The organism is Hymenobacter sp. IS2118 (genome assembly GCF_000715495.1).
In the GTDB taxonomy this organism is placed as follows: Bacteria; Bacteroidota; Bacteroidia; order Cytophagales; family Hymenobacteraceae; genus Hymenobacter.
Window position 1 is genome coordinate 38845 of sequence record NZ_JNLX01000031.1, and the last position, 13466, is coordinate 52310.

A 13466-nucleotide genomic window follows, 5' to 3' on the forward strand; every position below is an offset into this window, starting at 1 on the left:
AAAAATGGCTTATCCTCACGCCCAATACCGATTCCCCAGAGTCGCCAGATTCAGCAGATGGTCATACACTGCCTTCCGTTTTTCCAGAAACACCGGGTCCGGGTAGCTCTCCTTCGGTAAGCCTTTATTATCGTCGTCCAACGCCTGCCCGATATACACCAACACCTCCTGCTGCAACGACGAGTTCTTATGCCAGTCCGGGGCCATCACCGTCCGCTTGGCTTCCTGTGAGCGCAGCTTTTCCAGCAGGTGCTGCGCCGCCAGCTTCACCTTGGCCTCCTCACCTGGCTTCAGCGCCGACACAAACAACAAATCGAAAATCTCCAGCTCAGCATCACTCAGCCCCGCCGCCGCGGCCCGCTTTTCCTCGGCTTGCAGCTTCTCGGTGTAAGCTTTCAGTTCCTGGAAAAAAGCCGTTACATCACTACTCGCCGTGTTGTAGCGCTGGATGATTTCGTGCAGCCGCTCGGCTAAATCCACCCGGCTCACGTTGCGGCTCAAGAGCCCCTGCACCTTATCAGTCAGAAACGCCTTCAAATCGGCTATCGCCAGGTTCTTGTGTGGCCGCGTGTTGAACCGCTCCTGCAACTTCTCCAGGTCTATGCCGCTTAGGTCCAGCTCCTGCCCCTGCGCATCGATGTGGTAGCCCCTGCCGTCGCCCTGCGCCACGATAGACGGGTCAATCAGCTCCCGTACCCGCTTGTGGGCCTCGTCCAGGTCGCTGCTGTCGCCCTCGCCCTGCTGCATAATGCGCCGCACGTATTCCAGCGCATCTTTCAGCCGCCGGTACCGGCCCTTGTAGGGGCCGCCCCCCAATAGCAGCTCCTCAGTTAAAATGTCCGGCTTGCAGGCCTGGTAAAACGACGTGACCGCCGTTTGATACACCCCAAACTCTTTCTTCAATTCCTCGGTCTTCACCAGCCGGTCGGCCATGTCTTCCAGCTGCCCCAGTTTGTCAAACGTGGCCCCGCTCTGCAACACTTCGTCCAGGCTCAGCCCTTGCTTGGTCAGAAACGCTACCGCCTCTCCAATGGCTTCGTCCAGGTAGCCCAGCAGCACGTCGAATCCCTCCACCGGAATCTTCGGCCCCTCGGGCTTGTCCTCGTCTACCCGCTTCGTGCTCGCGTACAGCACCAGGGCCTTTTCCAGCCGCTTGCTGTCCATCAGCCCGTAGTAGTCCATGATGAGCCCGTTGGTCTTGGCTATCGGGTAGAGGGTTGTATCCGTGGCCACCAGCCCGTTCGCGTCCAGCGCCGCCGCCACCCGGTTGGCGCGGGCAATGGTCTGCATCAGCGTATGGTTTTGCAGCGGCTTATCCAGGTACAGCGTCGATACCGTGGGCGCGTCGAAGCCTGTCAGCCACTTGGCGCACACAAACACCAGCCGCAGCTTGTCGGTGGGTTCCCGAAACCGGTCTTCTATCGTCTGGTGGTCGTCGCCCCAGGTTCTGTTTACCAGCTCCCGGTGCGGCCGGATGTTCAGCCCCAGCCGGTCAAACTTCTGCTCTTCCTCGGCCTCCTCACTCACCACCACGGCCATTTCCGTCTCCTGCATCCACTTGCGCCGCCGCAGCAGCTCGGCCCGCGCCTCGCTGCCCTCGGCCGCCGCGTTCAGCGCTTTCTGCACCTCCCGCTGCTTCAGCTTCCAATGGGTCTGCACTTTGTCATACATCCGTACAGCCGTGGGCTTGTCCAGGCTCACTACCATGCCCTTGCCCAGGTAGCCCCGGTCCGGGAAGTGCCCCACAATGTCCTGCGCCACCGCGTCCAGCCGGTCGCTGTCGGTTAGCACCGTCATCACGCTGGCGTATTTGCGCGTCAGGGTTTCCTGCTGCTCCTCGCTCAGGTTTTCGTCGGCCATGATGTCGGCGAACTCCTCGTTGAGCGCGTCGTTCTGCAGTTCCATCTTCGGCACCCGGTTGTGGTAGAACAGGGGCACCGTCGAACCGTCCAGCACACTCTGCTGAAAGTTGTACTGGCTCACGTAGCCCCCAAACCATTCCCGCGTGGTCTGCACCGCGTCGAGCAGGGGAGTACCCGTGAAGGCCAGGTAGCTGGCCCCCGGAAACGCCCGCCGCAGGTTCTCGCCCAGGTCGTTATACTGGCTCCGGTGCGCCTCGTCCACCAGCACCACGTAGTTGCTTTCGCCCCCTTTCAGCTGTGCATCAGCGGCCGGCGTCAGCTGCGGGAAGCCCGCGCCGCCGCGCCCGCTCGGGTTCTTAAACTTCTGAATCAGCGTGAAAACCACCGGCGCGCCTGCCCGCACCAGCTTGCCCAAGTGCTCGCCGCTGCGGGCGCGGGTTTCGGGGGCCTTGCGGTCGTCGCTCAGCAGCCCCGCCCGCACAAACGTCTTCCACAGCTGCTCCTCCAGGTCGTCGCGGTCCGTCACCATCACAAACTTCAGCTCCTCGCCCCCCGGTACCGTGCGCCGTACCTTCTGCACGAAGTAGGCCATCGAAAAGCTCTTGCCCGAGCCCTGCGTGTGCCAGAACACCCCCAGCTTGCCAGCAAGCGCTTCTTTCCGCCCCAGCGCCGCCACCGCCCGGTTCACGCCTAGGTACTGGTGGTTCTTGGCCACTATCTTCTGCCGGCCGGCATAAAACAGCACGAAGTTGTCGAGCAAATCCAGCAGCGTTTCCTTCCGAAACAACGTCTGCATCACCCGCACCACGTCCACCTCGCCCTTCGCTAGGGCGGCTGGCTCTTCCTCGTCGTCCCGCTCCCAGTTAAAGAAATGCTCCCAGTCCGAAGTATGGCTGCCCACCTTCGTCACCAGGGCGTTGCTCAGCACCACCACCAGATTGAAATCAAATAGCCGCTCGATGTCGCGCCGGTAGTCGGTCAGGTTCTTGTCGTAGGCCTGCCGGGTTTCCTCAGTGCTGTTTTTCAGCTCCACGAACACCAGCGGCAAGCCATTCACGAACACCAGCAGGTCGGGCCGCCGGGTTTTCTTGCCCCGTATCGTCAGCTGCTGCACCACCGCGAAGTGGTTGTTGGCCGGCTGGTCGAAGTCCACGTACCGCACCCGCGTGTTCACCGGCTCGCCCGCTGCATTTCGGTCTCCCGGCAGGCTCACACCCTCTTGCAGCAGCTTGGTCACGGCCTTGTTGCGGTCAAAGGCATTGCCGGGCTTTATCTCGGTTAGCAGTCGCTCGGCTTCGGCCAGCACCGCCGCCGGGGCGTGGGAGTTCAGCTTCTGCAGGCTGGCCCGCAGCTGCCCCAGCCGTACCACGTCCCGCGAGTCGGCCCGCCCAAACTTGGCGTTGGCCGCGGCTTCATCTTTTTGGTGCTGGTCATACAGGTTGATGTGCTCGTCGTAGCCCAGCTCTTCCCGCAGCACCTTCACGCAGGCGCGCTCAATGTCATCTTCCGAAATAAAGGCCATGTATTGGGTAGAAAAACAAAATAGAAATGCGAATTAACGCAGCTGCTAAGCCTCGGCAGTAGCCAATGCCTCAACTGCCAGCTGCCCACTCAGCAGCCGGGGTAGCAGCGCGTCGCGGGTGGCGCGGAGGGTCGCCATTTGGGTGCTTAGGATTCCGATTTTCTTATACATCGGGCCGACCAATTTATCAAACCTATCCATCGCCTCCATCGCCGGAATAACCACCGGCTGGTAGTCGATAAAGTCCTCAAACTGAAAGTTGCTGATGCCCGTGCTTTGCACTTCAAACTGTGCCATTTCTTGCGTTGCCAGCAGATGGTCAAGCAGCTGTTGCAAGTAGTAGGGGCTGATTTTCGCCTGGTCTGCCCTGATTAGCTTGCAAAAGCTCGCCGGCATCACCTTGTCTCCAAATCGCGCCAGGGCTTCGTCAGTCAGTAGAACGTTGCGGCCCAGGCCCTGGTCGGTGCTGCCGCCCGACACCTCAAATACGATGTCGCCCGCCCGCAGCTCCCGGCTACCCATGTTGGAGGCTTTGTGGTAGCGGTACACGTCAAGATTGACCTGGCCCTTTTTCAGATTCGGAATGTCGGTGCCACGCACCACGTGGCCGCCTACCGTGTGGGCATCATCGGGCTCCTCCTGGCCCCAGCCGCCGCCAATGTAGAAGTCCAGCACTTCGCGCAGTTTTCCGGCCCGCCAGCCTGCAGGTAATTCTTTTTTAGCCCCGGTTGCAATCCCAAGCCCACGCCCGCGCACAAACCACTCCTGGTACACCTCCTGCGCCAAGCATTCCAGCGCCGCCACCTGCTGCTGATAGTTCTCCAAAAGCGCGTCGTAGCGCCCTAGCACCGCCGCTATTTGCTTCTGCAGGGGCAGGGGAGGGAGTACGACTTTTAATTCTTCAATCTTGTAAATCCCAAGTTTAGCCTGCGCCGCACCGGCTGCCATCATTTCCATCTGTTGCTTGTAAGATGGCTGACTTAGTAACAAGGCTAAATACTGCGAATCGCACTCTTTACCAAATGATGTTAGACGGACAGCATTTTCAGTTAAATTGGCCCCCATTAATGAAGCGGGCACAAGTCCAACGTCGCCAATGTTGGCTACTATTGTTATGCAAACATCCCCAGTTTGGACGACGTAGCGCTTAATTGAAACTTGGGTTTCTTCCGTTAAAAATTGCAGTTCATCTTGGCGAATCTTGCCGCTTCGAATATCTCGTGCTTTTATGTAAGGATGTTTAGTTGGCTCGTCTATAAGCGAATGGCCAAGTGGCAAACGCTTTCCTCCTTTTATTAGACAAATCTCACTGATTTTAAAAGTTTTTAGGCTCATACTATTGCCACCTCCTCTCGCACCACATCCATAAATAGCATAGCTATATCCCGTGTGATGTCATCTTTCAGCTGGTCGGCCTCCTGGTGCAGCCGCGCCAGCTCGCCCGCCTGCGCCTCTACAAACTCGCGGAACTCCTCCGGGGTGCGCCCGTCGTCTTCCAGGGCCACGCCCACGTAGCGGCCGGGGTTCAGCGAGTACTGCTGCTTGGCGATGTCGGCCCGGCTGGCCCGGTAGCACAGCCCCTCCACGTCGCGGTACTCCCCGTCCGGGAAATGTCCGTCCAGCCACGCCAACTGCGCCTCGAAGTACGCCACCCGCTCCAGCACAAACAGCAGCAGCTCCCGCGCCTCGGCCGCCCGCTTCAGCAGCCCGCGCAGGCCGGCCCCGGCCCAGGTCTTGTCCTTCTCCGGCCGCAGGCTCTTTTCCGCGAAGTTCACCAGCGCCTCGGCCCGCTGCCCCAGCGCCTGCAAGCCTGCCTTGTCGACGGGCAGCTGGTCGGCCGTCAGGGTTAGCAGCGCGTCCAGCCCTTCCACCCAGTAGGGCGGGAGCAAGGCTTCCCGCGCCGCGTCGCTCAGCAGCATTTCCACGCCGGCCCGCCAGTCGGCCGCCCGGCCGGCCAGGTCCGCCAGCGCCTGCGCGTAGGCCCCCCGCTGCGCCGCCACGCCCCGGTACGTCACCGGCGTTTCGTTCGCATCGTCGGTTATCTCCGTGTCGCGCCACGCCTTAAACGCCGCCAGGTAGCGCTGCCGCAATGCCTGGAAGTTCTCGGTTTCGCCCCGATACAGCCACACCACTGCCGTCAGGTTCTGCTGCTGTGCCTCCGTAAACTGGCGCAGCTTGCGCGTAACCTGGTGGTAGGTGCGCCGCGCATCCAGCATCAGCATTTGGTCGTGGCGCGGGTGAGTTTCGTCGGTTTTGGCCCGGTCCAGAAACCACAGCGTCACGGGCAGCGTCACGGTGTAAAAGAAGTTCGAGGCCACCGTCACCATCACGTCCACCATGCCGGCTTCCACCAGCTTGGCCCGCGCTTCGGCCTCGGCCCCACGCGCGTCGCTCGCCGAGTTGGGCATCACGAAGCCCGCCCGCCCCGTCGGCTTCAAAGCCGTGGCAAACAGTGACACCCACAGGTAGTTGGCGTTGCCGTAAGTTTCGGCCGTCTTGCCCTTGCCCTTCTCAGCCAGCTTCGGCCCGTAGGTGGTAAACAGCGAGTGCCCGTTCACGTCGGCCGCGCCCACCCCGTCCACGTTAAACGGCGGGTTGGCCATCACGAAGTCAAACTTGCCCGCCGTGTTGGCGTAGTCGCCCTCGTAAGCCGTATCGGCCAGCGACGTTACCACGTTCCGAATGTCGCTCTTCAACCCGTTCACAAACAGGTTCAGCCGCGCCAGCTCAGCCGTTTCGCGCACCTTCTCCTGCCCGTATATCGACAGGTGCCCCTTGGCCTCGTGGCTGCGCACAAACTTGGCCGACTGCACAAACATGCCCCCCGTGCCGCAGGCCGGGTCCAGTATCAGCCCCGTGTGCGGCTCCAGTATCTCCACTATCAGCCGCACTACCGACGTGGGCGTGTAGAACTCGCCGCCCTTCTGCCCCTCGCTCAGCGCGAATTTGCCCAGGAAGTATTCGTAAATCTGCCCGAATACGTCGCCCTCCGCTGCCTTCACCTTGGCCACCGTGCCGATGATATCGGCCAGCACGTCATCCGGGATGTTGCGATACGCCGTCTGCGGCAGCCGCAGCGGAGCCTGCCCCGCCGGCAGCCCCACGTTATTGGCATCCTCAAACGCCTGCATGGCCGCCACCACCTTTTCCTGCACGTTGGTGCCCCGCGGCAGCAGCCCCAACACCTTGTCGAAGTGCGCCGTGTCGGGCAGCTGATAGCCAATCACGCGGGTGTAGGTCTGCTCTCGCGTCACTACATTTCGCCCCGTCTGCTCCCCGAATTTCGCCTCTGCCTCCGGCATCAGCTTCTCAAACCGGTTGGTGGCGTAGCGCAAAAAGAATAGCCCCAGCAGCGGAGCCGCGTACTCGCTCGACTTGAGCTTGCTCTTTACCCGCAGCAAATCCGCCGCCTCCCACAAATCCTCTTCAAATATCCGGGGCCGCGGCACCCGGTCAAATAGCATCGTATCCATCAAGTAGCAGTAAATGAGCAGTCCCAGCCGTGGTAGATTACCTGGTCCGTCTGCTGCACCGGTAAAGCTACTTCCTCATCAACTTCATTGGCTAATCGGCAACTAAAATTGTTCAATCCGCTAAGTTGGTTAGTACATTTGTTAGCATCCCCACTGGCTAAAGTCGGTAGTTTTTATGTCCACTTCCGATTCCTATACCCAGCAGCGCGACGCCGACATTGCCCTCAGCACTGAGTTGCACAAAAGCTCGGCCCAGGAATTCGATAAGCAGCTGGTATACCTGGCCGGCGGCGGCCTGGCCCTTACCCTGACTTTCGCCAAAGACATTGCCGCCATCACGGGCTCCCGCTTTGTGCCGTTGCTTTTCTTTACCTGGCTGGCCTTTGCTCTGGCCTTGCTGTTCAACCTGTTTTCGCACCGCAAGGCTACCGCTACCCACGATTACGCCCGCAGCCTGCACCTCTACCTGCGCGAGTGCCACACCACCAGCACGGCCGTCGACCCCGCCCGCTCCGGCCCCATCCAGGCCAGCTTGGCCGCCGCCAACCGCTGGCTGCACCGCCTCAATAGCGCCGCCGAGGTAAGCGTCACGGTGGGCATCTTCGCGTTCATCGTCTTTGTCGCCCTCAACGTCACCGCTTCTATGTCCAGCTCCGCTAAACCCACGTCGCCGCCCAGCGCACCTGCGGCCCCCGTTTCTCCACCCGGCGAAATCCGGGGCGTGCCGGCTCCCTCCACCGTAGTCGCGCCGCCGCCCCCGCCAGTGCCCGCTTCACCACCTCCCGCCACCACTTCTCAAGCCCGCTAATCATGGCCAAAAAAATCAGCCCCGGCGACCTCAGCGACCGCAACCATCCCGACTGGAGCCGCAAAATCAAAGGCGCCGTGCCGCCTCCCCGCGACATTATCAATCCGCCACCGCCCCCAGCGCCCGCCAACACCCCGGCTCCCGCCAACGACCAACGGAAAGACTCCTAACCTCACGCCTCTGCCTCATGAGCCTACCGGCCGCCCAACCGATGCGGTTTACCCTAAATCCAGCAACTCGTGCCATTTCTTAGTCCAGCAGCTGCCAAAGAACTGGCTGAGCTAGTGCAGTACCATGATGCCGTCTGCCGCCACGACCTGCACCAGGGTCTCATCACGTCTGAGCGTGACTACGTTTCAAACCTGGCAACGCATCTGCGCTACCCATTGGGCAGCTTAATCAATACGATGCCGGCGTCGGCCATCCCCAAGCCTGCCTATCATCCTCCCATTACCTCCCTGACTTTGCCTACGAGCAGCGAGCAGCTCTTTGGGTGCGACGGAATTATTGTTCTCATTGCGCCGCCCAAGGATGAGAATTCCGATGCTTACCTGTACAAAGTCGGGATGTTCGAAGCCAAATGGCCTCGCATATCAAAGCCCAATTACCCATGGGATAAAAAATCATATCACGGCCATTCTCACTTTTCCTATCAACTCGCCCGGCAGCATGCGTTAGCATCAGTGGAAAAGGTGGTGTTATGGGAAATGTTCTTCTCAGAGGAAGCCGTTGGGAACATATCCGGGGACACACCTTTTCCATGGGGTTCAACCTGCATCTGGCACAAGGATGCCTGGAATCATATGCTTTCTAACATCAACTTGGCTCATGTAAAGCAGGGTAGTGCGGCCCGTCAATGGACTTCAGCTGACCTCCGCGCACTAATTGCCGCGAGTACTGTGCATTCCTTGGCTTCGGTGATTGAGGGCATGGCGAGCTGCAACATTGGCGAACCGATTGAGGGAAATTCGGGTGGCCTTAGCTTTCAGCTAGCACCAAACGCTGCGCAATTTCTATTCAATAGTGAAGAGGGCAAAACCAGTCCGCTCACCGAACCAATCAATATTCCGGTTTTAAACAGAAACAATGACTTGACTGAAATTCAAAATTTCATGCGCAAGTACGGTTTCCGTTCCTACACCAGTATTATGCTCGATGAAGAAGCCATCAGAGCGGCTATGTCGGAAGCCAAGCAAGCTAGAATGACAGCTATGATTGGAAGGCTAGATAAAGACGCAGAAAATCAAATAAATAACGTAACAAATTAATGGTTTAGGCCTTCTTGGTCACTTTTCCACCACAACTCAATCACATTAATCTACCCTATGAAACTTCTGCAGTTCCGAGTTGAAAACTTCAAGTCCATCAAAGACAGTGGTTGGGTCCAGGTAGGTCAATTGAGTTGCATCCTCGGTACCAACGAGGCCGGCAAAACCAACCTGCTTCAGGGGCTCTGGAAATTAAACCCCGCCAACGACGAGCCCATAGTGCCACTCTCTGACTATCCGCGGAAGAAGTACGCCAGCTATGAAGCCACCGAGGGAGCGGAAGAATTCATAACTGCAGATTTCGAACTAACCGGCCCACAGGCTGCTAAAACAGCTGAGTCGGGGGCACCCTTTTCAATTGTCAGGTTTTCCAGATTATACCACGGAAAGTACCGCTGTTGGGGTTTAAATTCTCAATCTGTAGCAGTTCGCGCTATTTCTGGTGATGAGTTCCAGATTTATTTCAAGCAGATACCCCATTTCGTTTACTTTTCAGATTACGGTAATCTAGATTCCGAAATCTATTTGCCTCATGTAATCGAAAACTCCAAGCGGACCGATTTAGGGGAAGGTCAGCGTGCTAAAGCGCGCAGCCTTGATGTGCTGTTTAAATACGTTCAGCTAAAACCCAAAGAAATTTTGGAGTTGGGGCAGGAGACGCCTACTCAACAATTAAATCACTATGGCCAAGCAGTCCAGGCCCAGCCCACTGCCGAACAGATTGACGCGGACCGCGCCAAAAAGAAAAAGCGCGAAATCCTCCTCACTTCCGCCTCCAGTCAACTCACCCAAGCCTTCCGTGAATGGTGGAAGCAGGGCGACTATCGTTTCCGATTCCAAGCCGATGGCAACCACTTTCGCATTTGGGTCAGCGACGACCGCCGGCACGAGGAAGTGGAGTTAGAAGGGCGCAGCCGAGGGTTGCAGTGGTTTTTCAGCTTCTTTCTGGTGTTCTTGGTTGAAGCCAAAAATTCGCACCACAACAGCATTTTACTGCTGGACGAGCCTGGCCTCTCTCTGCACCCGCTTGCGCAGGCCGACCTCATTAAATTCTTCGCTTCCCTTTCCGAAGAAAATCAGCTCATTTACACCACCCATTCCCCGTTCTTGGTTGAGCCTAATAACCTCGCCAACATCAAGGCTGTGTACGTCGATGACGCGGGCCAGTCCACAGTTTCCAGTAACCTCCGCCAGGGTAGCAAGGTGGCCGAGCACTCTATTTATCCCGTGCATGCGGCCATCGGCCTTACCGTTTCCCAGGGGCTGCTGCTTGGCTGCCAGCCTGTTTTGGTCGAAGGTCCATCCGACCAAATCTACCTGCAGTTAATAAAGAACCTCCTCTCCGGGCAAAACAAATACCGCCACGACCGCGACCTCGTTTTTGTGCCCACTGGTGGTGTAAGCGGCATGAAGCCTATCATTAGCATTCTTGCCGGCCGCGATAACGCATTGCCTTATGCTGTACTCGATTCTGATAAACCAGGCCGAGACAAGGAAAATCAATTAAAAGGCGGACTATACAAAGATGAGAAGAACAAGGTCATTGGCATCGCCCAAATACTCGGCGCGGCAGACTATGAAATTGAAGACCTCATCCCGGCTGACGAGCTTGCTAGGGTTTTTTCTAAGGCTTACCGAGGCAAACAAACCGACGATTTTGACGACTTGGTTGACGCCGCCAAGCCTCTTATACCCCAAATGGAAGCATTCGCCGAGCAGAATGGCTACGAGCTCGAAACCGGTTGGAAGGTAGAGCTAGCGCGGGATGTTCAGAAGGCCTCCGCCCGAATAGCCAGCAAAGTCACTCCCGAGCGCATCAAGCTCTGGAAAAAGCTTTTCGACAAGCTTACCAGTTAGTCAACAGTTTGCTCCCCGTTGGGCCGCCAGGTTCTCCACTTTTGGCCACCATACCTGCACGGCCGGTAGCCTTAGCTGCTGCCCGTTAAAGCGCTGTACTCCGTAGTCGTGCCCGCCCAGCTCCCCAAAGCCTTCAGCCACCCGCACCCGGTAATCTTCATCCACCCAAAAAAGGTGCCTGTCAAAAGCACGGTGCAGGTTGGGGCACAGAGCCAGCCCATTACCAATCGAGTTATCATGGCTCACCGACCAGGGCACAATGTGGCAGGCATCAAGTAGCGGCGCAGCACCAGTAGTGCTCACCAACTGCAGGCCCGATACTGCGCAAGTCGACTGATACGCCCGCAGCACTTCGCGGCCAAACACCGCGCTACGTACCAGCACCTCCGTTTCATCGGCCACATCCACCACCCGGTTATAAACCGCGGGTGGCTCCTCCAGCATTTGCCGTCCCAGCTCATCCAGCTTTTCCTGGCCGGCCCGTGGTCGGAAGTAGTGCCGCGTCAGCGGGAAGTAGCGTACCAGCAGCGCCTGCCGGATTTCCTCCCGCGCCACCGGCTCCAACAGCAATTCCCACAGCGCTACATCTAACGAAGCATAGGCAATTACGTCGCGCAAATGTCCGAAGCTGCGAACCGACTTCGAGGCTGTCACCACTAGTTCCAGCCCCGGCCGGGCATGCAGATGCCAAAAGCCGTCGGTGCGTAAATGGAAAAACGGCAGTTGAAAAGGACACGCTTTATATGCTGGCCCTGGACTAAGCAGCTGGCAGTAGGCCTTAAATCCTAAAATCAGTTCGGGCGTAATCTCAACGTGGTTATCTAGGATTAAACGTTCCTCGATGCCTTCAATCACCGCAAGCAACAACGCCGGCTTGTAAGGAGAATATATTGCTACTCCCTCGACCTTATCACTGTCTACTCGTAGCTTTTTGAGTCGGCGTAGGTAAGAATCAAGGTAATCCATTAGCTGCTGTAATATCAGTCGAGTAGTAACCAGTCAAAAGTAATGGGACCACGCCAAGTTGTTTATCCAAGTCAGAGGATGGCTTTTCTCAATGCCCTGTCCCAAATAGGTCCAACTGGTTATTCTGCATCCCCACGTACCGCACCACGTTTTCCTTGGCGTAGTGCAGGCCGCCCAGCCGGTCAATCTTCTGCTTCACCAGCCCGATGGCCCACGGCATTTCCTGCTCGATGTGCCGGGTGGTGAAGCGCAGTACGTCCCAATCAGCCGCCGCGGCGATTTCATTGTTGCGAGCTTTGTCGTAAATCACTGCTTCCGGACTCATGTGGTACGTGTCCCCATCACATTCCACATCCACGTTTCCCTTGGCGCAATAAAACACGAAGTCGCATACCCAGTTTTTGCCATTGGTACGTAGCAGGACTTGCCGTTCCGCCGGCAGATTCTGCCGCCGCAATTCCTGCCAGAACACGTCCTCCAGCGGGCTTTCATGAAACAAGTCATTGACTTCAGTTGCCTGCGAAAACTTCGCCCAGGTCGTTGGCACAAATAGTAGCCGCCGGCCTCTATAGCTCACTATCGGCTGCGCCAGCTCTTGCACCGGCCCAAACGATATTTTGTGATATGTCTGCCCCGAGCGGCTGCTATTGGTTTCCTCTGGAAATAGCTCCGCCCGCGTCACTACTTCCACTTTCGTCACGGCCGCGTAGTACCGCACGCTATACCGTTGCTCCTTGAAGGCCTGCGGAAAGTAAAATGCCAGAAACCGCACCGTGCCCTGACGCAGCGCGGCCGGTATCCGGCTGCTGGTCGGAATCCGGTACCACTGTTGCGTCTGCGCGATGTGGAAATCGCCCGGCTCTTTCGCCAGCACCACTAATACATCACTAACCGGGTAGGGGCTTCGCATTTCAGCTTAGGTACAGTTTTCACTGCAATTACGCAGCATTCTCTGCTACATCCCGCAGTAGCCAAGTTGCGATATGCTCGGTCATGACTATTCAGCAGTATTCTGCACGCGGCCAAACCGCGGCCAAACCTAGCTTCGCAGAAACGAATGTCTGCGCATCGGACACGCTCATGTCATCTTCTTAGCCCATTCTTAGCCCCAGGCCCTTCATTGCCGCTGCCTCAAAGGCCGAGCTGGTGCACCAGCAGGGACCAAGCTGGTCAGAAAAAGGACCAAGCTGAACTTAGGCAAAAGTGCCAATACGACTTCTCTGTCCATGTTCGGCCCGTGGTAGGGACCAAGCTTCAAGGAAAAAGGGACCAGGCTAGTACCGTTCCGCTTGTTTTAGTTTCTGCGCGTCTCAGCCCATACTGCATTAACGGCACGACTAGCTTCCAGCAGGAAATATTGGCCGAGCCGGGACGCTAAACTGACGTGTGCAAGCAGTACAAGCACACGTTTACCAAAGACCGAGCAAGCGGAGACGGTTATAGCAAGGGCGTGGCCCTAGTCTCCAAAGCTACAGCGCCCAGTGAGTTACGCAGTCGCTTTTCATCAACCCTGATGCCTTCCACGCGGGCCGAACCCACGGCATTGCGCACCAGCATTTCCCTACGCGTGAAGCCATCCTGCAAGTGCGGGTAACGGTCTACAACTCGTTTGCCTGTAGCTTTCATAATGAAGTAGCGTTTCTGCATTTCTACGAAGGAGTACGCATAATCCATATTCCGGGCCACTTCAACCATAGCCTAGCAAAGATG

10 protein-coding genes are annotated in these 13466 nt (G+C 57.6%); 4 read left to right on the forward strand and 6 right to left on the reverse strand.

The features are described from left to right. Positions 1–15 precede the first annotated feature (15 nt). Genes GM79_RS01475 through GM79_RS01485 form a run of 3 tightly spaced genes read right to left on the reverse strand, consistent with a single transcriptional unit; the run spans position 16 to position 6857 of the window. On the reverse strand, positions 16–3384 hold the full coding sequence (locus GM79_RS01475; RefSeq protein ID WP_035558071.1) for a type I restriction endonuclease subunit R: 3369 nt from the start codon (positions 3382–3384) through the stop codon (positions 16–18). A 45-nt stretch (positions 3385–3429) separates the two neighbouring features. After that, the gene (locus GM79_RS01480; RefSeq protein ID WP_072008494.1) at positions 3430–4719 is read right to left on the reverse strand and encodes a restriction endonuclease subunit S; all 1290 of its coding nucleotides are present in this window, start codon (positions 4717–4719) and stop codon (positions 3430–3432) included. Beyond that, positions 4716–6857: a class I SAM-dependent DNA methyltransferase gene (locus tag GM79_RS01485; protein ID WP_081867486.1), complete on the reverse strand. Its 2142-nt coding sequence runs from the start codon at positions 6855–6857 to the stop codon at positions 4716–4718. The genes GM79_RS01480 and GM79_RS01485 overlap by 4 nt, the downstream gene beginning before the upstream one ends. Positions 6858–7032: 175 nt before the next feature. On the opposite strand from GM79_RS01485, the gene GM79_RS01490 reads away from it, so the two are divergent. From GM79_RS01490 to GM79_RS01500, 4 genes are all read left to right on the forward strand, one after another. Further along, entirely contained in the window at positions 7033–7665 is a 633-nt protein-coding gene (locus GM79_RS01490; RefSeq protein ID WP_035558076.1) for a hypothetical protein, read from the forward strand. A 2-nt stretch (positions 7666–7667) separates the two neighbouring features. Beyond that, positions 7668–7835: a hypothetical protein gene (locus GM79_RS25275; RefSeq protein ID WP_161787095.1), complete on the forward strand. Its 168-nt coding sequence runs from the start codon at positions 7668–7670 to the stop codon at positions 7833–7835. A gap of 69 nt (positions 7836–7904) precedes the next feature. Further along, the gene (locus GM79_RS01495; RefSeq protein WP_152559772.1) at positions 7905–8933 is read left to right on the forward strand and encodes a hypothetical protein; all 1029 of its coding nucleotides are present in this window, start codon (positions 7905–7907) and stop codon (positions 8931–8933) included. 57 nt (positions 8934–8990) lie between these two features. Next, the gene (locus GM79_RS01500; RefSeq protein WP_035558082.1) at positions 8991–10790 is read left to right on the forward strand and encodes an ATP-dependent nuclease; all 1800 of its coding nucleotides are present in this window, start codon (positions 8991–8993) and stop codon (positions 10788–10790) included. On the opposite strand, the gene GM79_RS24510 is transcribed toward GM79_RS01500, so the two are convergent. The 3 genes from GM79_RS24510 to GM79_RS01515 form a co-directional block, all read right to left on the reverse strand. Next, a complete protein-coding gene (locus GM79_RS24510; RefSeq protein WP_051718362.1) occupies positions 10791–11408 on the reverse strand; it encodes an HNH endonuclease in 618 nt (205 codons plus the stop codon). Positions 11409–11844: 436 nt separating this feature from the next. Next, positions 11845–12666: an endonuclease domain-containing protein gene (locus GM79_RS01510; protein WP_035558086.1), complete on the reverse strand. Its 822-nt coding sequence runs from the start codon at positions 12664–12666 to the stop codon at positions 11845–11847. A 527-nt stretch (positions 12667–13193) separates the two neighbouring features. After that, on the reverse strand, positions 13194–13451 hold the full coding sequence (locus tag GM79_RS01515) for a hypothetical protein (protein ID WP_035558089.1): 258 nt from the start codon (positions 13449–13451) through the stop codon (positions 13194–13196). Positions 13452–13466 lie beyond the last annotated feature (15 nt).